The organism is Fervidobacterium gondwanense DSM 13020 (genome assembly GCF_900143265.1).
GTDB lineage: Bacteria > Thermotogota > Thermotogae > Thermotogales > Fervidobacteriaceae > Fervidobacterium > Fervidobacterium gondwanense.
This window is the reverse complement of record NZ_FRDJ01000011.1, coordinates 38,195-59,973: the sequence shown is the minus strand read 5'-3', so window position 1 is coordinate 59,973 and position 21,779 is coordinate 38,195. Positions and strand designations below refer to the sequence as shown.

The following is a 21,779-nucleotide window of genomic DNA, read 5'->3' as shown; positions in this document are numbered from 1 at the left end:
GCTAAAATTCTTATTTGGTTATGGCAATACAACTTTCTTAGTTCTTCGGCTGATGTCAGTACATATTTTTACGAAAAGAGAAAAGTTTCATATTCTCAAGGAGGGAGGAAGAAGGTATGAAAAAGGTACTGTGGGTATTTACGGTTGTTCTTGTTGGCTTGATGATTGCAAGTTGTGATTTACTGCAAAAACCACCATTGCTCAAGACTGTAACAGTTGACGGGAACTTGTCGGATTGGGAAAGTTACGTTTACACAGACGGTGCGACGGACTCACAATGGGGAGTAAACAACGAGATCCACAAAGCTGGCATACTCTTTGATGCTACGAACTTGTATATTGCTGGAGAATTTACGAAAGAAGGCTACAACAACTTCATGGTTATAGTTGATCTTTCTGGTGTAACAGGCGCAGCTGATACGTCGAAACATCCGTGGGGCAGACAATACAAATTTGAAAAAGGAGACGTTGATTTTGTCATCGAAACATGGGCTAACGGTTACAATGCTTGGAGATTTACAAGCAGCGAAGCAACGGGTGTATCGGTAACATTAGCATCAACCGAAACAACGGGCGGTCGTAAGAGAGTTGAAATTGCAGTTCCACTCGCAAACTTGGGTGTTACAGACGCTTCAAAGTTGTCTCTGAGAGCCGTTTTCGTTTTAACTGGTGGAGTTGACGACAATGGAAAACAATGGGCAGGAGATTTCTATCCAAATCAAGGGTTTGAAACTGGTGATGGTGGATACACAGCACCGGTCGTTATAAAGAAGACAATATCAAATCCAACAAAGTAATAAAATAACAACTGGAATTTGTGATTTTCATTCTTAATCAAGAAGGGGCTTATGCCCCTTCTTTAATAGTAAATGCATACCGTTTATTGAAAAGGGGTGATCTTCTTTGAGAAACCTAAACAAAAATACTAAGAGAATCATATACATGGTTTTGGTTTTTGTACTATTTTTATTTCTTCTTGGAACCGCTTCAAGTTGTATGAGGATTCTCAATTTGCAGTTGCCAGATGGTGTATACGTCGTTGGGGAATGGAACGGCTGGGTTCCAACAGAAAGTGATAGGATGAGTTACAGCAGCACAGAAAATGCATATGTGTTCGAACTGCCTGTAGCGTCCATTACGTTTAACCCAAGCCGATCAGGGAGTGAATTTTCTATTGGTTGGTACAAGGTTATTTATAAATCTGATGGTGTTACGAAGGTTTCTTCCGCAATTCCTGTTTGGAAAGAAAACCTTGGCTCTGATGCAAAACTGACGATATATGCAACACCAACAACAATGGAAAATGGTCTAGCAAAGGGCGTCGGGGATAGCGAAAAGTTCAAAACAATTCAAAAAACTTGGTCAATAGGCGGGGAACTCAATAACTGGACGTTAGCTCAGGGCGTTATGACCTGGGACGATACTAACAAGGTCTTCGTATACGAGAAAACAAACTTCAGTGTGACCAAGAGTGAGTACAAATTCAAGCTTTCGAGAACCGATAATGATTGGAAACCTTGGGAATTGAATTTTGATGGCAAAAAATACGATGCCGGTATGGGGCAGGATGGTTCTGTTACTTTCCCAGAGAATGGCACTTATGATATCAAAATCACATATAACCCGAAATTTTCATTGCTGAAAGTTGAATACACGAAGAAATAATGTAGATAATTTTCTATGAGATTTAAAAGAGATTGAAGAGTGACTTGCTATTTTGCGAGGTGATGATGGCGTGAGAAATTTCAAAGTCATGAGTAAGAAGTTTGCACTGCTTTTGTGTATATTCTTCTCAGTAGTAAGTGTCTTCGCTTTGCAGTCGACGTTTTCTGCTAATTTCTCACTTGGTATTGACTTTTCAAACGGCTTTGGCGCACTGACAACATCTCTTTCAACAGAGTTCAGGATGAATCCAACTGCTTTTGGTAGAGATTTTGACCTTTCGGTGAGTTTGAAGGACGGCAATCTAGAATCTGCAAAGCTTTCGTTAAAGCTGGCCGATGTAAAGCTTAATCTGTACAAGAATGTTGGATTTATTACCACAAATGACCCTGTTGTGTTGTACAAAGTAGACGGGGGTAGGGATGGGATAGATATAAACTCAGCTATTGGCAAGCTTCTTTTAAGTGGAGATGTAATGTATTTAGAACTGCCAGTACCAGCCGTTCAAAATCACAACCTCATTTTCGGTAAAAGGAACAACAAATTTGATGTAGCCTTTGCGGGCTATCAAAAGGTAGTAGGGCTTAATTTGAATTATGAATTAATCCAGCAAGACGTTCTAAATTTCGAAACTAAGAATAGCTTTTTGTTCTTCTCAGTTGCTGAAGGTAATTACAACTGGGGCGTTAGGTACATCCTCGCCGGAGCGCCCGATTCAAGATTAGCTCTCAGCCCAACATATGTGAGCAATCAGAACGTTGTCACTGCGTGGTACAAATTTGGTACCACTCCTGCATTTAATGCTTATTTGAACACGAACTTCGATTTTGAGAATACTTTAGATGATTTACTCAACAATTCTGAAGCAGGTGTTGACATAAGCTATGGAATGTTTTTTATAAACCTTAAAAAGACAGATTTTTCAAGTATTACCGGCTTAATGCCGACCGAGTGGGGTAAGTTCTTAGTTACCTTTGGAAGCACCTTTACTTTGATGGATTTCTCTGGTAAAGCATCATACTCTTTTGGAAAACCTATCCATGGCTCAGTGAATACAATAGGGGAATTGTACTACATTGAGCTTGGCAAATCATTCGGTAACGTCTCTACATTTGCAAAATACCAGAAGATAATCGGATACTACGAGGAAAAAGATTTCTTCTTTGGTGAGCTGAAACTGACAGGATTCCAAAATGCCCAAGTTTCAGTTCAGGTTGGAAATGGAGATTTTGCAGGGAACAATCCTTTCAAACCAGTTCTAAACATCAATATAAATACCTGGTGGTAATCAATAATTATGAGAAAAATCGGGAGGTGTGTTAATTAATGAGGAGTTTGAGGCTGTTGAGAAACCTTATCATTGTTGTCATCTTACTCGCGTTTTCTCTCGTCTTTGCAGCTGTTGAGTACAGAGACGGGAAAGTTGTCTTCACATTTAAAGCACAAGCACAGGTTGTTTATCTTGCAGGGACGTTCAACAACTGGAGTCCAACCGCTTGGCCCATGAAACTTGTTGGTGATACATGGGTTTATGAAGTTGAATTGAAGCCGGGAACGTACCAGTATAAGTACGTTATAGACGGAAAAACCTGGAAAGAAGACCCCGAGGCTCCTGCTTATACAGACGATGGTTTCGGTGGCAAAAATGGGTTGTTCACGCTTACTCCAGAAGGGAAAATATTGGGAATGAGTGGTACTTCTACAGCAGGTAAAGATACTGGTAAGAAATATATTCTCAACGAAAAGCGACAAGATACTATATTTGTAGATGTCGATGGCTATGTAATTATCAGATACTACAACAAAGGTGCAAAGCAACCTTTCATCGCAGGTTCATTCAATAATTGGAAAGCCGACGATATGGCACTCTATTTCATTGAAGATGGCTGGTGGGAAGCTGTTGTTGAGCTCCAGCCTGGTATTTATGAATACAAGTTTGTTGTTGACGGAAACTGGATTGTTGATCCTAATGCGTTTGCTTTTGTAGACGATGGTTTCGGTGGTCAAAACGGTGTCTTTGAGGTTGTAAGAGAAGGTGGAAAATTAATTGTCAGGGCACCGGCGGGTGCCGTATCAGAAAGCGCCGAAAAACCAGAGAAGCCACAAACAACAGAGACCAGAGTAACAAAAGTAGAACAGACGAAACATCAAGTTTTAAAACCGGGACTCTCAATTGTCGATGGTAAGGTTATGTTCGTTGCTAAGAAGGATAACGCGCAGGAAGCCTACCTTGCAGGAACATTCAATGGATGGAATCCAAGAGGCCAGAAAATGCAGCTTATTGATGGTTACTGGGTAACGACACTTGCACTCCAGCCTGGCATCCACAAATACAAGTTCGTTTTTGTTATAGGCGGAAATGATGTCTGGGAAGAAGACCCGTATGCACCAGGGTACGAACCAGATGGATACGGTGGCAAGAACGGTGTTTTCAATCTCGTGCAGAAAGATGGAACTCTAAAAATAGAAGGAGCGGAGGCTCAGACCGATGGACTGCCCGTGAAAGGAAAATACGAATTCTCTTATTCGTTCCAAACAAACTCAACTAACTATCTTGTTTTCACAGGTGCGACAAGTAAGCTTACGCTTTCTTTCAATCCCAACCCAGACTTTTCAATTTCTTTGACCTACGGGGGAGCGGTGATCTCTAATGCATTGCTAACACTCAAGAATAACGGTCTGCTCGTAAGTTTTCACTATAGACAGGCATGGGCACTACCCGTTGAAGGAAAAGATACCGGAATAGTTCTTTCTTATGATCTATTTAAAGACACCAAATTTGTTCTTGGCTTGGGACACGAGAACAACAAACTTCCGTTTATAGCCGGTCTTGAATTTGGCGGCTTGAAGGTTTACGGTGCAAAAGATTATTATACTGATGATTATTCAGCTGTTGGTGAATTTTCTTTGCAATCTCCAGTGAACATCTCAGTAGTTGGACTTTACAGCCTTGACAACAGCTACTATTTTGCTTTCGGCTTGGAAGCAGAACAGTTCGGTTTTTCAGCCGATTTCGATGGTGAAAAGGTTGGAGTTGTCGGAACTTTGGCTCTTGGGAATGAGACTTTAAAGGCGTCAGGTTCATTTGGTATTTTTTCATTAGATATAAGTGCAGAAGTCACGTATATTGCTGAAAATTACAAGATTGGAGCGGGATACGAATCGCCAGCTAAGTTTTACCTGCTGCTCGGTTTATTTAACAAAGAAAAAGGTATCAACCTTAGAATCGAAAATCCAGACATTTCTAACATAATGTCTAATACCATAACTCTTAGCGGTTACGTGAATTTTTAGATTTCTAAGTGCATGCATAAAAGTTAGTAGAATATAAACCAAGATCAGCTCCGAGGGGAAATCCTCGGGGCTTTTGTTTATTCTTTTTCTTTTTATGGTAAAATATGATAAGTATTTCTGTTCAGAAACTGCAGGAGATTATGGGGGTGTTCTTGTTATGAAGGCTTTGTACGCACAATCGGGTGGTGTTACAAGTGTTATCAATGCGAGTGCATATGGTGTACTTGATGAAGCTCGCAAGAATGGTCTTGAGATATACGTCGGAATCAACGGCGTCACAGGTATTTTGAAGGAGAAGTTCTTAGATGCCAATGATTTAGATATTGAGTTCTTAAAATACACTCCGGCCGGTGCTTTTGGCTCGTGCCGAAAGAAATTGAAGAATGATGCTGATGTAGAGAAATTATTCGAGATTTTCCGAAAAAACGATATTAGATATTTCTTCTATAACGGCGGTAACGACTCTATGGACACCGCTTGGCGTTTGCAATTGGAGGCACAAAAGCGTGGGTACGAGCTGAAAGTTGTTGGTGTACCGAAGACAATCGATAACGACCTGCCTCACACGGACCACTGTCCAGGATTTGGGTCGGCAGCAAAATACATAGCCATAGCGATGATGGAAGCGGCGTTTGATCTGAGGAGCATGTACGTAGATTCCACGCAGGTTTTCGTTATGGAAATCATGGGAAGACACGCAGGTTGGCTGGCAGCATCAGCAGGACTGGGATGGATTAACGGAATAGGTGCTGACGTGATATTACTTCCTGAACAACCATTCAACAAAGATGAGTTTCTCGGGACAGTTGATCGAGTAATTTCACAAAAAGGCTATTGTGCAATCGCAGTAGCTGAAGGTTTGAAATATCCCGACGGTTTCTTTGTTTCTGACATGGGCTTCACGGATAGCTTTGGTAACAGGCAACTTGGCGGCGTTGGATTTACCATCGCAGGTATGGTTAGGTCAGAGCTCGGCTTAAAGACACACGTTGCGATTCCTGATTATTTGCAAAGAAGCGGTAGGCATATAGCGAGCGCAACAGACGTGGAGGAAGCAGAGATGTGCGGTAGGATGGCTGTCAGATACGCTCTCGAAGACAATTACGGTGTCATGGTCACGATGGAGCGCGTAAATGATGAACCTTATCAGATAAGATATTCATCTGTCCCGCTGAACTTGGTAGCCGAGCAGACGAAGATGTTACCAAAAGACTTCTTTGATAAATATGCGGTGACTGATAAATTCTTCAAGTACGCATTGCCGTTGATAAAAGGTGAGCCATATCCACCATTTAGAAACGGACTACCTGAATACAAGCTATTGAACTTGAAATAATTAAAAACTGGAGAGAAGGTGCAGAAACAATGTGGATATTCACCCTGATAGGTATCTTAGTGGTGTTGCTTGTACTGATAACGTTTTTGCCATTTCTTGCACCGCTATTGGTGTGGGTAATAGGTATAATCCTCTTTTTAATACTTTTGGCAATAGTGTATTTCTTCTTCATTGCGCTCCTTCCAATAGTGGCAATCGGATTTTTGGTATGGATTATCTATAATGCGGTAAAAGTTTGGCGAAAGAAAGATTGAAACACTTAACGAGATAAGTTAAAGGGTTCGGATTCTTCCGAACCCTTAATTTTTAATTTTTTGTTAAAGTAGGTCCTCGGGGAGATACATCTATTTGCCTGCGCAGGCAAGCGGAACAAGGGAAAAAGGAAACAAAGAAACATAGAGAATCAAAGTGGGGGTGCAAGAATGAAGAGGTTGGTTTTGCGTTGGATAGTCGGCTATGATGAATTAAACAACCGTGTCTATAGAAGGCAGACAATCAACGTAGATGATTCCTTTACTCAAGAGAATGCTCAAACAGTTGTAGACATTCTTGACAAATACTCAAAGTACATTTGCGAAAGTGCGCAAGCGGTAACAACGGAAGAAGTGGGTGATATTATATGAAAAGACTTACACTGATGTACAGAAAACCAGATGGAAATAGAACAAGAACTTACAGGATAAACATCCCAGAACCAGTAGATACGATAAATCCTTCAGAACTACAATCTGATATGCTGTTGCTCAAGCAACTTGGAGTAGTTCCATCAGATTCTGAACCAGACGAAGCGAGAATCACAGAGACGAATGTGGAAATTCTTGTAAATTTGATTGAATAATTTAGTATCAGTGGTGAAAAGACATGAAGTGGGTATGGGACATTCTGAAACTTTTCATGTTGCTGGTCGAAAGACCCGGTGATGGAGAAAAGAAAAAGGCTGAGGTTATGGAATTAATGGACGAGTTGTACGATGAGTTAAACATTCAAATCCCAAGAGAAGTGTATCACCTAATAGTTTCTTCAGCAATAGATTATCTTGCTATTGTGCTCTTCTGATTTTATCACTAAGCGATTAAAGTCGGGGTGTGTTAAAACACCCCCGATTTTCATTTGCCAGAATTAGAATATTTCTCTCCACTTTTCCTCTTCTGAAATGTGAATGAACTTTATTCCTACCTTTTCACAAGCCTTGTCAAAGTCAGAATCGCCTATCATAACGCATTCAGCAGGGTGAAGTTTTAGCTTTTCGATTATCTCCTTAAAGAATAAGGGGTTCGGCTTTGCATAAGTGCTATTCTCCATGTGGGCAACGTAGTAAAACATTTCTGGATTGAGACCAGCAAATTGTATTCGCTTGTACGTTGCTATTCTTGGAAAGAGCGGGTTGGATGCGAAAATGAGGGACTTGTTTGTCTTGTTAACGACATTGACGAATTCTTTGTTCGGTTGTGTAATTTGCCTGAGTTGGTCGAAATCTGTGTTGTAGAATTCTAAAAATTTATCAATCCAGTACTCTTTTGATTTTCCACTTCTTGCAGAGATAGCTTCACCAAACTTTTCAAAAAGGTTCATTCTATCTTGATTTGCGACAGCATCTTGAACTGAGCTCATAACCAATCTTAGTGTCTCATCAAAAGTGCTGTCCAGTTTCTTTGACAGGAGACTGAAGTAGTTCCTTAAAAATTCTTCTTCAGCGTTTTCGATGATCGTACCATCATAGTCCAAAAAGATATAGTTTATTTCGTGAGAAAACTGCATGCAATCACCTCAACTTTCTTGAAAAGATCACTACACGACTGCCTTTTTCCAATTTGAAAATTTGAAAAACGCATAAGTCACGAAAAAGACAATCAGATTGCTGATGATCATGCCTATGAATATACCTTTGAATCCCAACGTTACTGAAAGCACTGCTATTATGGGGATCCTTATCGCCCACAATCTAAGTATATCACCTATCATTGTTAGAATAGTCTTTCCAGCACCGATTAGTGCGTTATTGTAAATCATATAAGCGGTGAATATGGGCATGGAGAAAGATATATATTTAAAGAAAATGTCGCCCATTCCAATTACACCCGGATCGTTTATGAAGAATTTCGTAACCTCTTTTCCATATATGAATGTGAGGAGAGAAAGCACGCCGATTATTGTGATGTTCCACCAAAAAGCCCGTTTGACGGTCTCTTCAGCATCTGTGTATCTTCCAGCTCCAACGAATTGTCCAATCATTGCCGATACTGCACCTGCAAGTCCAAACGAAATCATTGAGACTAGGTTGGTCACTCTGTTACCGATACCATAAGCGCTTATGACTATTGGCCCAAACATCGAAACGTACTTCATTATCACCGCAAACCCCGCTGACGTTATAGACATTCCAAGAGCGCTTGGTAGACCTAATTTAAGTATAAGTTTTATCAATTTCCAATCGGGCTTGAAGTCTTTCTTTTCAACTTTGATGTGTGCTCTTTTGGAAAAAACATGCCAGATACTTATTCCTGCCGCAATGAACCTTCCGATATTTGTCGCCCAAGCTGCACCTGCAACTCCGAGTTTTGGGAAAGGCCCTATACCGAATATCAACAATGGATCAAAAAGCATATTGACAAGATTCATATAAAGTGTCACCCGCATGCCGAATTGCGAGTCTCCAACAGCACGCATTGCCGAGGTAGTGGCGTTTATGACGAAGACAAGTGGAAGACCTATCATATCAACAATGTAGTAGCTAATTGCATATGGTATTACTTCAATACTTTTTTGACCTGCAATACCGTAAATTATTGGCTTGGTGAGAGCTATACCAATACTTGTAGACAATAACCCTGCGACTATCGTCACCAAATACAATTGTCCCATCGATTTCTTCACTGCATTCAAATCCCGTCTGCCGTAGTTTTGTGATACAATTGCTATCCCTGCTTGAGAGAATCCCATTGCCAATGATATGAAAGTAAATATCACAGGCCACGTGATAGTTGAAGCTGAAAACTGGATAGGACCAAGTTTTCCGAGAAAATAAGAATCAACGATGTTATATATTGTTTGAAGCGCGTTTGAAACAACGAGCGGCCAAGCTAAGTGAAACAATGAATATTCAATTTTATGCGATAACACATCAACTTTTGCCAAATTTATCACTCCTAAATATCACATTAATAATTCGTAATACGAACAATTCTGAAATTATTATACCATTGATTCAAATAGAATCAACGACTTTAGTGTCTGTGTTTTTTGAAAATAAGGACAAATTGAACGAATTTATTGAAAAGTTTGAGAAATATCATATAATTATCACATGGTATAAGAACTTTGCTAGATTGCAAACTTTTTAAAATTGTTTCGAGGGGAGCGGACAGGCGCGGGCAGTCACACGAGGCTGACCTGAGGAAAGTCCGGACTCCGTGGGAAGGATGCTGGCTAACGGCCAGGTGGCGTGAGCCATGGATAGGGCCATAGAAACGGAAACCGCCTGAAAGGTGTAAGCTGAGTAAGGCAAGGGTGGAAAGGTGAGGTAAGAGCTCACCAGCAGTGCAGCAATGCACTGGCTTGGCAACCCACATCCGGAGCAAGGTCAAACAGGGGGTTGGGTGTCCCGCCCTTACTCCCCCGGGTAGACCGCATAGACAGATGCCTGTCGAAACAGAATCCGGCTTACGGCTCCCCTCGAATTATAATATTTATAGAAAATAAAAAAGGGTGCCGTGCACCCCGCTTCGACGAGCCCAGACCCGGTCGCACACATCCTGCGTGGCTCCAGCCGGGCACTCCCACGGCACACACTTGCCTACTTAGGGCTGCTTCCTTCCGGACCTGACCCGGTTCGCAGGTAGTTGTTGCGTGGGACCCAACCTTCAACGTCACCGGATGTGCCGATGCCGAACCCAGGGAGCCTCAGACGGGGAATTCAGCCCCGCATAAGGTGGGTTTCGGGTATAGGGGACCACCAGCCCCCCGCTTAGCACGACACCGGAGATATTTTACCACACACTTTTTATTTTTCAATTGTATAATTTGTGATATAATAAACTCAGGAACGATTTTTTCTTGTAGATTCTCTTTAGGCAGATTATTTTAGATTAGAAAATTCGCAAGGAGGGGGTTTTATGGATATAAGAAAATTATCGGTTGAGGAACTTTGTAATAAAGTTAAAGAGAAGACACCAGTGCCTGGCGGTGGAGCAGTTGGTGCGGTTGTGGCAGCACTTGGCGCTTCTTTAAATTCTATGGTTGCTAATCTTACTTTGGGCAAGAAAAAATATGAGAATTATGAAGCCTTGATGCAAGAAGTATTGGAAAACATGGAGCTTGTTTTGGAAAGAAGCTTGAGGATTGCTAATGAGGATGTTAAGGCATTTGATAAAGTCATGGAAGCGTACAAACTACCGAAAGAAGACCCGACAAAGGAAGAGAAAATACAATCCGCTCTTAAAGAGGCGGTTGCAACTCCTTTCGAATTGATTGAATGTGCTCGTGATGTTTTGAAGTATGCAGAGATTGTTGCAAAATGGGGTAATCAGAATGCTATTTCCGATGCGTTCAGTGCGGCCGAACTTGCAAGAGCGGCATGTAAAATAGGCGAATACAACGTTATGATTAACTTGAAATCTATGGTCGATGAATCTTTTAAAAAGAAGATAATGGACGAAATGTATGAAGTGATGGGAGAAGCAAAAGTTTACTACGAAAGAATACAGGAGCTGATAAAAGAAAATGGGTTTACTAAAATTTGAACTTTTGAAAACTGTTGGGCAAGCAAGAAGGGGAAGGATGCACCTTCCCCATGGTGTAGTTGAAACACCGACATTTATGCCTGTCGGTACAAATGCTAATGTAAAGCTTGTAACCCCGCATATTTTGAAAGAGAACGACGTACAGATAATTCTTTCGAATGCTTTCCACCTTTATCTTAAACCCGGTTTAGACGTCATTAGAGATTTTGGTGGGCTGCATAACTTCATGAATTGGGATAGACCGATACTTACAGACAGCGGCGGGTTTCAAGTCTTCAGCCTGAAAAAAGGTCAGAAAATCACAGACGATGGCGTGTGGATAATGTCTCCGCTTGATGGTTCCAAGCATTTTATAACCCCCGAACTTTCGATGGAAATTCAAGCAACTCTTGGCTCAGACATAGTGATGGCTTTTGACTATTGTGCAGACCCGAAAGACGGGTATGAGGAGTCTAAGAAGTCTGTTAAATTGACTACTAAATGGGCAAAGCGCAGTCTTGAACATCTCAGGAGGATATCCCATCAGGCGCTCTTCGGTATAATTCAAGGTGCAATTTATGAAGATTTACGTGAACAGAGTTTGAGTGATATCACGCAGTACGATTTTGATGGATTTGCAATCGGTGGCCTGAGTGTTGGCGAACCTCGTGAAGTAACAATGAAGATAGTCGAATTCACAGCTCCGAAAATGCCATATGATAAGCCGAGGTACTTCATGGGCGGTGGTTCTCCTGATCTTTTAGTCGATTTGGTGGCAAACGGTGTAGACATATTCGATAGTGTATTTCCAACGCGTGTTGCAAGACATGGATTGGCTGTTACGTGGAATGGTAAGTTCAACATACGCTCAGCAAGGTACAAGTACGATAAGACTCCGATAGATGAGAACTGCACCTGTTATACGTGCAGAAACTTTTCGAAAGGATATTTAAGACATCTGTTCGATAGGGAAGAAGTGCTTGGTCAGATATTGCTCACAATACACGATGTCCATTTCATGATGGAATTTGGAAAAAAGATGCGTGAAAGTATCGAGAACGGTACTTTCGAGGTGTTCCGCGAAAGGGTGAAAAAGGCCTATGAGAAAAAAGATAACACTAATAATTAGTGTACTCTTTGTTTTCCTGTCAGTCTCGATAAGCGCATCTTTTTACCAGAATCCGGTTTATATACTGAGCGGTAAAAATTCTCTTGTTTTGTCGTTCGATACGGATGAATCTTTTTATTACAACACAGGCTTTTACTGGCGTCAAAGAGAAGGGAATCTCATTGGAGAACTTGGTTATACGACCGATTCTTCTTACGCTACGGGTACAATCAACTACAGACTTATTGATGTTTCTAAATTGTACTCCGTTAACTTCAAACTTAGGGTGTTACCAGCGGATGCAAAGGCTTTGGTAATTGACGTTGGCGGACTAATGAGGATTCTTGATAAGTTAAATATGAGTTTTTCAGCATATGATGTAATGTTTTACAACGAGAAGAGCGAGAGATTAGCACCTAAATTTCAAGTAATTTTCGACTATGTATTCAATGTATTCGGTATGAATTTTGAAATTCTAAGTTTCGGCGCAGATGTCCTAAGGTTTGGCCTTGGAGTGTCTCTTAATAACCTCGACTCATTAAAAACCTTAGTGGTTTCATATTCTCCGCTCTATGATTTGCGAAGTGCGAAACTCAGCAACGCACTCAATTTTAATGGTACATTTGCAATGTCTAATTACTTTTTTGAAATTAGTGGCTATTACAATTTTGAAACAATAGATAATATCCCTGAGCTATCAAAAACATTTGGTGTCAAAATTTCTGTGGGATTTAATATGTGAAACTGTGAAACATAGAAATATTAGAAATAAGGAAGTGGTATGGTGGTTAAGATATTGGGAGAAGACGATATCCGCAGGTCACTTATGAGAATATCGCACGAGATTTTGGAAAAAAACAAAGGAGCACAAGAGTTAGTTCTTATAGGTATTATTACAAGAGGTTGGTACTTGGCTCAGCGAATAGGTAAGAATATATCGATGATAGAAGGTGTTGAGATTCCAGTTGGTGCGTTAGACGTTTCTCCTTTTCGTGATGATGAGAAAAGAACTCCAAAGGATAGTGACAGGAGTAAAATAGATTTTGATATCACCGACAAGCATGTTGTATTAGTTGATGACGTTCTATTCACAGGCAGGACGATAAGGGCAGCGATGGATGGTATTATTTCGCGCGGAAGGCCAAAGTCTATAAAGCTCGCGGTACTTGTCGATAGAGGACATAGGGAATTCCCAATAAGACCTGATTTTGTTGGTAAGAACATTCCGAGTGCTAAGGATTCTGAAATTATCAAGGTGCGCTTGAAAGAGTTCGACGGAGAAGACGGTGTCTACATCTTGAAAGTGGGTGAAGCTCTGTGAACGGGAACATTGAATTTAAGGGTAGCTATGCATTGTTAAAAGTTTCTCTCGGACCTGGTGAGCAGATTAAGGTAGAACCTGGAGCGATGGTATACATGAGAGGTCCAATAGAGGTGCAGACGTCCACCGGTGGAGTTTGGAAAGCTTTAAAAAGAACTCTTCTCGGCGGAGAGAGTTTCTTTATGAACACGTACATCTCGCGCGGAGATAGTGAGATTGGCATTGCACCGGAACTACCGGGGGATATTGAAATTGTTCAAACAAATGGCACACTTTTCGTTCAGTCGACATCATTCTTAGCAAGTGACCCTCAAATTGACATGGACGTCTCGTTTGGCGGTTTTAAATCATTCTTCTCCGGTGAAGGGATATTCTTGTTAAAACTGGAAGGCTATGGACAGGTTGCAATATCTTCTTTTGGTGGCATAAAGATGTTAGAGCTTGGACCGGGTGATAGCATTACGATAGATACTGGTCATGTCGTTGCGTTCGATGGAAGTGTTAATTGGAATGTACGAACCTTTGGCGGTTTTAAATCAACGCTCTTCGGGGGAGAGGGTTTAGTTTGCGATTTTAGAGGTCCGGGCAGAGTTTTTGTGCAAACTCGAAATTACCCAGCATTTGTTGAATGGATAAGATCACTTGTTCCGCGAGAAACTGGTAGTCGCTAATATTGAGTAACGCAGATCGTAAGAAATTAACAAACTTAGGAGGGTATAAATATGCGGCTTTTTGGGACGGACGGTATAAGAGGCGTTGTAAACGAAGAATTGACCGCTGAGATTGCGTTTAGACTTGGAAATGCTGTTGGAAAGTACATAAGCAACAGGGTCTTTATAGCAAAGGATACAAGAGCAAGTGGAGATATGCTTGAAGCGGCGTTAATTGCAGGTGCAACATCGGCGGGAGCAACAGTTTACAGATGTGGCGTTCTTCCAACACCGGCATTAGCTATTATTACAAAATTGGAAGATGCAGTTGGAATAATGATTTCTGCGTCGCACAATCCACCAGAATTCAATGGATTAAAGGTTATATCAAGAGGGTTCAAACTGCCAGACGAGGTAGAAGAGAATCTTGAAAAGCGTATGAAAGAACTGCACTACGCAAACTACAACGAAATTGGCTGTGTGATAGACTACAAACTCGCTTTCGAAGAATACACAAACTACGTGCTTGAGCAATTCGCAGACTTGGATTTGAGTGGCATGAAGATATTGGTTGATGCAGGAAACGGTGCTGCGTATGAGACAACGCCGTACGCCTTGAAAAAATTGGGAGCCAAAGTTGATGTAATCAACAACTCACCCGATGGATACAACATCAATGTCAATTGTGGTTCTACAGAACCAAACGCTGCAAGAGAGAAGATGACGAACCACAACCTTGCTATCCTCCACGATGGAGATGCTGATAGATGCATCCTACTTGATGAGAAAAAGAACGAGGTTCACGGAGACAGGATAATGGGAATTTCTGCATTGCTAATGAAAGAAGAGGGCAGACTTAAAAACGACACAGTCGTCGGGACTGTTTTGTCGAACAAAGGGTTGGAAGTATTTTTGAAAGAGCGAGGAATAAATCTACTCAGAGCCAAGGTTGGAGATAGGTATGTTTTAGAAAAGATGCAGGAAGTCGGAGCTGTTATAGGCGGAGAAAGAAGCGGACATATTATATATCTTGATAAATCCACGACCGGAGATGGATTGATTACAGCACTTGAGGTACTGAGAACAATGGTGCGTGCTGATAAACCGCTCTCAGAACTCTCAGAGAGCATACCAGATTATCCACAGATAATGATAAACGTTAAGTGCAAGAACAAGCTCATTGTTGAGAAGCCAGAGATTCGCGAGCTTGTTGAAAAATACAAACGCGAAGATACAGACATCGTCGTTAGACCATCCGGTACTGAACCTCTTGCAAGGGTATTCGTACAGGGACCGGATGAAGAATACATCTCGAACGTTGCGTACGAAATAGCTGGAAAGATAGAGGAACTTTCTAAAGAAGAGGAAGGAGAGAAATAAGATGACAAAGGAAGAACTCAGAACGGCGGTTTGGAACAAGCTAAAAGAAGTCATCGACTGGGAAATAGGTCTTGATGTTGTGACGCTCGGGCTTGTTTACGATATAAACATAGATGACCAGAACAATGTGAAGATAACTATGACAATGACAACGCCCATGTGTCCGTTGGCAGGAGGGATTATGGGCGATGCCGAAATGAAAGTAAGGACTGTTGAAGGCGTAAACAACGTCGAGGTTGAGCTTACATTCGATCCACCGTGGACACCTGATAGGATAGACCCAGTTGTAAGAAAACAGCTTGGAATTTAACAGACTCATCCGGGAACGAAATTGAGCATGAAGATCTCAGAGGTTATCGCTGTTTACAAAAGAAAAGGGCTTCCCGAGCGGGAGGCTCTTATTTTGATAGCAAAATACTTGAGAAAAAGTAAGGAGTACATACTTGCGCACGATGATATGGAATGTCCTGATGAGGTGCTAAAGCTCCTAGACAAAAGGCTATCAGGCTACCCACTTCAATATATCTTGGGCGAAGTAGAATTCTACGGTAGAACATTCTACATATCAGAAGGTGTGCTGATACCAAGGTGGGAAACGGAAGGGCTCGTGGAATTGGCAATTAAGTACATAAAAGAATACAATCTGAAGAACCTGATTGACATTGGGTTGGGCAGTGGAATTATAGCGGTCACATTAGCACTTGAAACGGGTGTATTCATTTATGGAACAGACGTAAGCAAAAAGGCATTAGAAGTTGCTCGGAAAAACGCTGACAGATATGGTATTAAATGTGATTTCCGGCTCGGTGCCTTTGCAGATCCGTTTGTAGAAATATGGGATAATATAGAAATGGTTGTCAGCAATCCACCGTACGTTAGAAGCGATGTGAAACTTCAAAAAGAACTTTCTTACGAACCGCCCGAAGCCCTCTTTGCAGGTCCAGAAGGACTCGACTTTTACAAAGAGTTCTTTAAAAAGTACAAGATTGACGGTAAAATAGTCTTGATGGAGATAGGTCATGACCAGGGAAACGCTCTAAGAGAACTCACAGGTGGGAAGATAATAAAAGATCTTGCGGGCAAAGATAGATATCTCGTTGTGAATAGGAAAGAATAGGATTAAGGAGGTATTAGCATGAAAGTAGTATTGCTTCAAGATGTTCCAAAACTTGGCAGGAAGGGACAAGTTGTAAATGTGTCAGATGGTTATGCAAGAAACTTCCTAATGCCAAAAGGCCTTGCGAAGGAAGCAACACCAGAAGTGCTTAAAGAACTCGAAAGACAAAAGCAAGAAGAGCAAAGGAAATTCGAAGAACAGAAAAAAGAAAGTGAAGCTCTTCTTTCTGAATTGCACAAGCACGTTTTCAAAATCAAAGCCAAAGCCGGTGAAGGTGGAAAACTCTTCGGTTCGCTCACGAATGCAAATATCGCTGAAGAGATTACGAAAGTCATTGGAAAGGAATTTGACAGGAAATGGGTAGTCCTCGATTCGCCTATAAAGAGCCTTGGACTGTACGACATAACTGTTAAACTTCCAGCAGGTGTTTCTGGAAAGGTGAAAGTTGAGGTTGAAAAAGAGTAATTTGAAGAGCAAAAAAGCGTCACAAAGGAGTGGAAATTTTGAATATCATCGCATTCTCCAAGGCACTTTACTCGACATGGATATATTACTCACCGGAAAGATTACTCTTTGACTCTGGCGAAGGTGTTTCCACGATGTTAAGCAACAAAATATATGCTGTTAGAAATGTTTTCTTGACACACGGACACGTAGACCATATAGCCGGCCTGTGGTCGATAATAAACACCAGAAACAACGCGATGGGAGACAGAGAAAAGCCGTTGACAGTATATTACCCAGCCGGCAACCGTGGAATAGAACTCTACGCCGATTTTCTCAAAAGGGCGAATAATGAGTTGAGATTCAAACTTGAATTTGTTCCTGTTAAACAGAATGAAAGAATACCAATCAGAGAACAGAGCTCCACTACTAGATACATAAAACCTTTCAGTGTAGTCCACACTTATAGTGAAACAGCTTACGGATATCACCTGATAGAAGTTCGGAGGCGCTTGAAGGAAGAATACAGGAGTTTACCGAAAGAAGAAATAACAAGACTCGTAAAATCAATAGGAAGTGATGAAATAACAGAAACTTATGAAAAAAAGGTGCTCACAATATCAGGAGACACAGTGCTGTTGAAGAAAGAAGACATAATCGATACGGAGATACTGTTTCATGAGTGTACATTCCTAAAAAAAGAAGATAGGAAATTCAACAACCATGCTTCACTCGATGAAGTTATAGAGCTGGTAAAAGAAGCCAACGTACAAACGCTCATACTTTATCATATATCCTCGAGATACGTCAGATCACTTGAAAGAACATTGAGAAAAGTAAATATCCCAGGCACAAGAATCCTTTTTGTGCATCCGGAAAAAATTTTCGAATACTGAATTTCAGGGGGAAGCAAGTGAGGAACATAATATTTATAAGCGATTTGCACGTGGGTGACGGGACCGGAAAAGACGATTTCAATCAGGATGAACTTTTTGAATCACTTATTGAAGACTGGGGTCGATTTGAAAACCCAGAGCTTGTTATTGTTGGGGATGGATTTGAAATTCTCGAAACACAAGAAGTGCACAAAAACGGATTGAAACCATTCTGGGAACTTGTAAACTCTTTGGATGAACGTGTGATCGAAAGTATTGAAAAAGCACATCCGAAGGTTTTCGATTCGCTTTCAAAATTTAGCGGAAAGGTGCACTATGTTATTGGGAATCACGATTACTATATACTGAAAAATAAAAAGATCCAAGAATTTCTGAAGAATAGATTTCGAAACATCAATATCGTTCCCTACTATTATGATGAAGAAACGGGGATCTTAGCGGTTCACGGAAATCAGTACGATGCAGTAAACAGATTTTCGGAAGTAAATGGAGAAGTAATACCTCCGCTTGGTGACTTCATAGCAAGGTACATGATGATAAATTTCGACAGCACACTTAAAGAATTCTTACCCGAAGAAATTTTAAGCGATTATGATAATATCAGGCCCACTCTTGATGTTTTCCATTGGCTTGAAAAAATATCTGACGTGTACGAAACAAGTGTAAACTTATTAAACCTTTGGATAGATAACTTTATCAAAATGATGAGGGAAGACGAAGCAAAATACTGGATGAAAAAGAACTATCCATTAATGAGTAAGCTTTCTATACTGTTTTTGAACAAACTCGGCGGAATAAAACTCGGAGAGATATTAGTCCGAACGGTGATGAAACTCCGAAAAGTTCGGAAGACAGACTATTTGAAAAGGGCTTCCATCAGAATCTTTGAAAACCCAAAATCCTTTTCTAAATCTCTCCAGGGATACTTAGAAAATGGTCATAGAGAACTTATAAACCTCAAGAATCTGAATGGAATTGTGATGGGACACAATCACCATCCAGGGTTTGAAATACTGAAAGTCCGCAATGAACTTAAATTCTATTTGAACTGCGGTTCTTGGAAACCAGTTGTTGAAAGGAAGCCAAAAGGCATCTTTCAGCGATACTTAGAGATATTCTATGCGATTGCGAAGATAGACAGCCATGGGGAACTGGAAATTGTAACTGGTTCTGTTAACAAACTCAAAAAGCGGGAAGTGATTAGGTGAAAGTTATTACAACTCACATTAATCCAGATTTTGATGGCTTCGCATCATGCATAGGGATTAAAAAGCTATATCCGGACTTTGAAATCGTTGTCTCAGGCGTTCCGCTCCAGAACCTCAAAGAATATCTGCGCATCTACGAGGATAACTTCCTGTACATCACTTCCGAACAACTGAAAAAAATAAACGAGAAAATAGAAGAGCTTATAATAGTCGATACTCCAGGGCTTGAAAGAATTGGCGATGAAATAAAACAGAAACTAAGCAAGAAAGCTAAAATTACAGTGATCGACCACCATCCTGATATACGCGACGAAGTAATTGAAGAATACACTTTTAACAAGATCATCAGGCAAACTGGCGCTGCCACAACAATTGTTGTAAAAATGCTTAAAGAACGAGGAATAAAACTAACAAAAGAAGAAGCAACGCTCTTGGGTATAGCGATATATGAAGACACTGGAAGTTTCCTATTTTCAAGCACGACACTTGAAGATTTTGAGGCAATTCACTACATCTACTCGCAGGGGCTTTCACTTGAAACAATTTCAGAATATATACGCTTTGACCTTACAATTGACCAGAAAACTTTACTGCATAACCTTTTGCAGAACAGCAAGACGTATAATATAGAGAACCACAACGTAACTATTGCTCACGATGAGACGGAGAAATTTATTGGGAGTCTGTCAGCCGTTGTTTCGAAATATTGGTACGCCCAAGAGCCAGAAACGCTTATCGTTGTCGTGAGAATGGGTAAGAAAATTTTCATTGTTGGAAGAACAAAATCTCAAGATGTAGATATAAGGGGTTTAATGGCCGAGTTTGGCGGTGGAGGTCACAGACAGGCAGCGTCAGCAAGTGTATCGATGGCCTCTGTTGAGGAAGTGATTTACAAGATACTGAATACAATTCCAAAGTACATATCTTCCGGTTTAAAAGCAAAAGACATAATGTCATCGCCTGTTCGAACTGCTCTGGCCTCAGAAACGATAGAACAAGTTAACAGGATAATGGAAGTCACTGGTCACAGTGGGATACCTGTAGTGGAAGAGAACAAGCTTGTAGGCATAGTAACTAAGAAAACAGTAGAGAAAGCCATAAACCATGGACTTGGGAAAAGACCTATTAAATCAATAATGAGCTCGAAACTAATCACAGCAAAGACCGAAACTCCGGTAAATACTCTAAAGAAACTCATGATTGAAAACGATGTTGGTCGAATACCAATACTTGACGAAAATAACATACTTGTCGGTATCGTTACAAGGTCTGACATTATTAGAGCAACACACAGCCAAACAATTATTCGTGAGGCAGAAACCAATCCATCATTTGTCAACATAAAAGACTTGATGAACAAACGACTACCTCGTAGACTGGTTAATCTTCTCAGACTGCTTGGAGCTTATGGCAATGAATTGAAGATGTCGGTCTACGTTGTCGGTGGATTTGTAAGGGATTTGTTGCTTGATATAGAGAACTACGATGTTGATATAGTAGTTGAGGGAAACGGTATAGAATTTGCAAAATACATAGGCCAACAATTTGATGCGATAGTTGTGCCGTACGAAAAATTCTACACGGCATCTGTAATATTCAGGGACGGATTCAAAATAGACGTTGCGACCGCAAGAACGGAATACTATGAAAAACCAGCTGAGCTTCCACAAGTTGACATAAGCACGATAAAAAAAGACCTTTACAGAAGAGATTTTACAATCAACGCGATGGCCATAAAACTCAATCCTTCTGAATATGGCATGTTATACGATTTCTTCAACTGTCAGAAGGACCTTGAGCAGGGAATCATAAGAATCTTACATAACTTGAGTTTCATCGAGGATCCGACGCGTATGATACGCGGTGTAAGATTCGAAATGCGATACAACTTCAAAATGGAAGAACACACGCTCGAGGTTTTGAAACAAAACCTCGAAGGAGGATATTTAGAAAGAGTAACAGGCGCAAGGATAAGGCAGGAGATAGAGAAAATTCTCGAGGAAGACAACCCGATGAAAGCTATAAGAAGAATGACAAATTTGAACATGATAAAACACATCTTTCCGAAAACTTATTACACACAAACAATGGATGAAAAACTTGCAAGACTCTTCAAATTCTTGCCAAAAATAAAAGAAAGATACCAATCAGTCAGTGATTTTTATGCCATCTCGACAATACTATTAGAATACTATGACAAACAAACTCTCGAAACCGTGAGAGCAAGGTACGGGTATCCAAAAAAGTTTATAGAGAGCATTAAGTTCACTGAGAACATAATGCTACCTTTGAAAGAAATGATAGAACTGAGATTAAATTTTTCTGATATATACAAAGTTCTTGGAAAAGCAAATCCTTATGTTTACCTCCACCTATCAGCTTATCTGACAGACGAAGGACAAAGTTATCTACTCCAGTACATAGATACAATCTCGTCAACAAAACTTCAGACAGTAACCGGTAAATACTTGATGGGAAAGTACAGTCTAAAATCTGGGCCGCAGATCAACGAGATTCTTGAAAAACTTTTTGCCATGAAGCTTGACAATCCAAACATCGATGAGGAAAAAGTTGTGAGTGAAATAATAGAGATGTATAACAGTAAATTGGAAAAGGAAACAGAAAATCAACCGGAGCGTGAATAA

Annotated in this window: 23 protein-coding genes and 2 other RNA genes; 22 read left to right on the top strand and 3 right to left on the bottom strand. The window is 40.6% G+C overall.

The genetic code is table 11. The features are described 5' to 3' along the window. The first annotated feature begins 116 nt into the window (after positions 1-116). The 9 genes from BUA11_RS08635 (at position 117) to BUA11_RS08595 (ending at position 7,348) form a co-directional block, all read left to right on the top strand. A complete protein-coding gene (locus tag BUA11_RS08635) occupies positions 117-797 on the top strand; it encodes a DOMON domain-containing protein (RefSeq protein WP_072760552.1) in 681 nt (226 codons plus the stop codon). A 106-nt stretch (positions 798-903) separates the two neighbouring features. Further along, positions 904-1,665, top strand: a complete 762-nt coding sequence (locus BUA11_RS08630; protein ID WP_245789653.1) for a hypothetical protein — start codon at positions 904-906, stop codon at positions 1,663-1,665. Positions 1,666-1,735: 70 nt separating this feature from the next. Continuing rightward, positions 1,736-2,950 carry a hypothetical protein gene (locus tag BUA11_RS08625; protein ID WP_072760550.1) on the top strand — a complete coding sequence of 405 codons (1,215 nt, stop codon included), beginning with the start codon at positions 1,736-1,738 and terminating at the stop codon, positions 2,948-2,950. 38 nt (positions 2,951-2,988) lie between these two features. Continuing rightward, positions 2,989-4,956 (top strand): early set domain-containing protein, encoded by a 1,968-nt coding sequence (locus tag BUA11_RS08620; RefSeq protein WP_072760548.1) that lies wholly within the window; start codon positions 2,989-2,991, stop codon positions 4,954-4,956. 157 nt (positions 4,957-5,113) lie between these two features. Continuing rightward, a complete protein-coding gene (locus BUA11_RS08615) occupies positions 5,114-6,292 on the top strand; it encodes a 6-phosphofructokinase (protein ID WP_072760546.1) in 1,179 nt (392 codons plus the stop codon). 29 nt (positions 6,293-6,321) lie between these two features. After that, positions 6,322-6,546: a hypothetical protein gene (locus tag BUA11_RS08610; protein ID WP_072760544.1), complete on the top strand. Its 225-nt coding sequence runs from the start codon at positions 6,322-6,324 to the stop codon at positions 6,544-6,546. Positions 6,547-6,714: 168 nt separating this feature from the next. Then, positions 6,715-6,915, top strand: coding sequence for a DUF1659 domain-containing protein (locus tag BUA11_RS08605; protein WP_072760541.1), 201 nt, complete (start codon positions 6,715-6,717; stop codon positions 6,913-6,915). Beyond that, on the top strand, positions 6,912-7,130 hold the full coding sequence (locus tag BUA11_RS08600) for a DUF2922 domain-containing protein (RefSeq protein WP_072760539.1): 219 nt from the start codon (positions 6,912-6,914) through the stop codon (positions 7,128-7,130). The genes BUA11_RS08605 and BUA11_RS08600 overlap by 4 nt, the downstream gene beginning before the upstream one ends. Before the next feature lie 23 nt (positions 7,131-7,153). Then, positions 7,154-7,348 (top strand): hypothetical protein, encoded by a 195-nt coding sequence (locus BUA11_RS08595; protein WP_072760537.1) that lies wholly within the window; start codon positions 7,154-7,156, stop codon positions 7,346-7,348. 63 nt (positions 7,349-7,411) lie between these two features. On the opposite strand, the gene BUA11_RS08590 is transcribed toward BUA11_RS08595, so the two are convergent. Continuing rightward, complete coding sequence (locus tag BUA11_RS08590) at positions 7,412-8,050, bottom strand: HAD family hydrolase (protein WP_072760535.1); 639 nt, start codon at positions 8,048-8,050, stop codon at positions 7,412-7,414. A 30-nt stretch (positions 8,051-8,080) separates the two neighbouring features. Next, the gene (locus tag BUA11_RS08585; RefSeq protein ID WP_072760533.1) at positions 8,081-9,436 is read right to left on the bottom strand and encodes an MATE family efflux transporter; all 1,356 of its coding nucleotides are present in this window, start codon (positions 9,434-9,436) and stop codon (positions 8,081-8,083) included. Positions 9,437-9,641: 205 nt separating this feature from the next. On the opposite strand from BUA11_RS08585, the gene rnpB reads away from it, so the two are divergent. Next, positions 9,642-9,971: RNase P RNA component class A (rnpB, locus tag BUA11_RS08580), an RNA gene on the top strand. Between the two features lie 29 nt (positions 9,972-10,000). Here the strand turns inward: rnpB and ffs are convergent. After that, positions 10,001-10,265: signal recognition particle sRNA large type (ffs, locus tag BUA11_RS08575), an RNA gene on the bottom strand. 139 nt (positions 10,266-10,404) lie between these two features. Between ffs and BUA11_RS08570 the strand changes: the two genes are divergently transcribed. From BUA11_RS08570 to BUA11_RS08515, 12 genes are read left to right on the top strand one after another with little or no spacing between them, the layout of a single operon-like run. Beyond that, entirely contained in the window at positions 10,405-11,031 is a 627-nt protein-coding gene (locus BUA11_RS08570; RefSeq protein WP_072760531.1) for a cyclodeaminase/cyclohydrolase family protein, read from the top strand. Further along, the gene (gene tgt, locus BUA11_RS08565) at positions 11,012-12,139 is read left to right on the top strand and encodes a tRNA guanosine(34) transglycosylase Tgt (protein ID WP_072760529.1); all 1,128 of its coding nucleotides are present in this window, start codon (positions 11,012-11,014) and stop codon (positions 12,137-12,139) included. Before BUA11_RS08570 ends, tgt begins: the two co-directional genes overlap by 20 nt. Then, a complete protein-coding gene (locus BUA11_RS08560) occupies positions 12,111-12,860 on the top strand; it encodes a hypothetical protein (protein ID WP_072760527.1) in 750 nt (249 codons plus the stop codon). The genes tgt and BUA11_RS08560 overlap by 29 nt, the downstream gene beginning before the upstream one ends. Before the next feature lie 42 nt (positions 12,861-12,902). After that, positions 12,903-13,439: a bifunctional pyr operon transcriptional regulator/uracil phosphoribosyltransferase PyrR gene (pyrR, locus tag BUA11_RS08555; protein WP_281246571.1), complete on the top strand. Its 537-nt coding sequence runs from the start codon at positions 12,903-12,905 to the stop codon at positions 13,437-13,439. Then, positions 13,436-14,110, top strand: coding sequence for a TIGR00266 family protein (locus tag BUA11_RS08550; protein ID WP_072760524.1), 675 nt, complete (start codon positions 13,436-13,438; stop codon positions 14,108-14,110). Before pyrR ends, BUA11_RS08550 begins: the two co-directional genes overlap by 4 nt. A 51-nt stretch (positions 14,111-14,161) precedes the next feature. Continuing rightward, on the top strand, positions 14,162-15,469 hold the full coding sequence (gene glmM / locus BUA11_RS08545) for a phosphoglucosamine mutase (protein WP_072760522.1): 1,308 nt from the start codon (positions 14,162-14,164) through the stop codon (positions 15,467-15,469). 1 nt (position 15,470) lies between these two features. Then, the gene (locus BUA11_RS08540; RefSeq protein ID WP_072760520.1) at positions 15,471-15,779 is read left to right on the top strand and encodes a metal-sulfur cluster assembly factor; all 309 of its coding nucleotides are present in this window, start codon (positions 15,471-15,473) and stop codon (positions 15,777-15,779) included. 27 nt (positions 15,780-15,806) lie between these two features. Then, on the top strand, positions 15,807-16,586 hold the full coding sequence (prmC, locus tag BUA11_RS08535) for a peptide chain release factor N(5)-glutamine methyltransferase (RefSeq protein ID WP_072760518.1): 780 nt from the start codon (positions 15,807-15,809) through the stop codon (positions 16,584-16,586). An 18-nt stretch (positions 16,587-16,604) separates the two neighbouring features. After that, positions 16,605-17,051, top strand: a complete 447-nt coding sequence (gene rplI / locus BUA11_RS08530) for a 50S ribosomal protein L9 (RefSeq protein WP_072760516.1) — start codon at positions 16,605-16,607, stop codon at positions 17,049-17,051. 38 nt (positions 17,052-17,089) lie between these two features. Continuing rightward, complete coding sequence (locus BUA11_RS08525; RefSeq protein WP_072760514.1) at positions 17,090-17,926, top strand: MBL fold metallo-hydrolase; 837 nt, start codon at positions 17,090-17,092, stop codon at positions 17,924-17,926. A gap of 17 nt (positions 17,927-17,943) precedes the next feature. Beyond that, a complete protein-coding gene (locus BUA11_RS08520) occupies positions 17,944-19,134 on the top strand; it encodes a metallophosphoesterase (protein ID WP_084634424.1) in 1,191 nt (396 codons plus the stop codon). Further along, complete coding sequence (locus BUA11_RS08515) at positions 19,131-21,779, top strand: CBS domain-containing protein (protein ID WP_072760512.1); 2,649 nt, start codon at positions 19,131-19,133, stop codon at positions 21,777-21,779. Before BUA11_RS08520 ends, BUA11_RS08515 begins: the two co-directional genes overlap by 4 nt.

Excerpts from the sequence above, each read along its gene's own strand:
- BUA11_RS08590 (WP_072760535.1), bottom strand. The coding sequence starts at position 8,050 with ATGCAGTTTTCTCACGAAATAAACTATATCTTTTTGGACTATGATGGT.
- BUA11_RS08540 (WP_072760520.1), top strand. The coding sequence starts at position 15,471 with ATGACAAAGGAAGAACTCAGAACGGCGGTTTGGAACAAGCTAAAAGAA.
- BUA11_RS08595 (WP_072760537.1), top strand. The coding sequence starts at position 7,154 with ATGAAGTGGGTATGGGACATTCTGAAACTTTTCATGTTGCTGGTCGAA.
- BUA11_RS08635 (WP_072760552.1), top strand. The coding sequence starts at position 117 with ATGAAAAAGGTACTGTGGGTATTTACGGTTGTTCTTGTTGGCTTGATG.
- BUA11_RS08620 (WP_072760548.1), top strand. The coding sequence starts at position 2,989 with ATGAGGAGTTTGAGGCTGTTGAGAAACCTTATCATTGTTGTCATCTTA.
- BUA11_RS08570 (WP_072760531.1), top strand. The coding sequence starts at position 10,405 with ATGGATATAAGAAAATTATCGGTTGAGGAACTTTGTAATAAAGTTAAA.
- BUA11_RS08605 (WP_072760541.1), top strand. The coding sequence starts at position 6,715 with ATGAAGAGGTTGGTTTTGCGTTGGATAGTCGGCTATGATGAATTAAAC.
- prmC (WP_072760518.1), top strand. The coding sequence starts at position 15,807 with ATGAAGATCTCAGAGGTTATCGCTGTTTACAAAAGAAAAGGGCTTCCC.
- BUA11_RS08615 (WP_072760546.1), top strand. The coding sequence starts at position 5,114 with ATGAAGGCTTTGTACGCACAATCGGGTGGTGTTACAAGTGTTATCAAT.
- glmM (WP_072760522.1), top strand. The coding sequence starts at position 14,162 with ATGCGGCTTTTTGGGACGGACGGTATAAGAGGCGTTGTAAACGAAGAA.
- BUA11_RS08560 (WP_072760527.1), top strand. The coding sequence starts at position 12,111 with ATGAGAAAAAAGATAACACTAATAATTAGTGTACTCTTTGTTTTCCTG.
- BUA11_RS08610 (WP_072760544.1), top strand. The coding sequence starts at position 6,322 with ATGTGGATATTCACCCTGATAGGTATCTTAGTGGTGTTGCTTGTACTG.
- rplI (WP_072760516.1), top strand. The coding sequence starts at position 16,605 with ATGAAAGTAGTATTGCTTCAAGATGTTCCAAAACTTGGCAGGAAGGGA.
- tgt (WP_072760529.1), top strand. The coding sequence starts at position 11,012 with ATGGGTTTACTAAAATTTGAACTTTTGAAAACTGTTGGGCAAGCAAGA.
- BUA11_RS08600 (WP_072760539.1), top strand. The coding sequence starts at position 6,912 with ATGAAAAGACTTACACTGATGTACAGAAAACCAGATGGAAATAGAACA.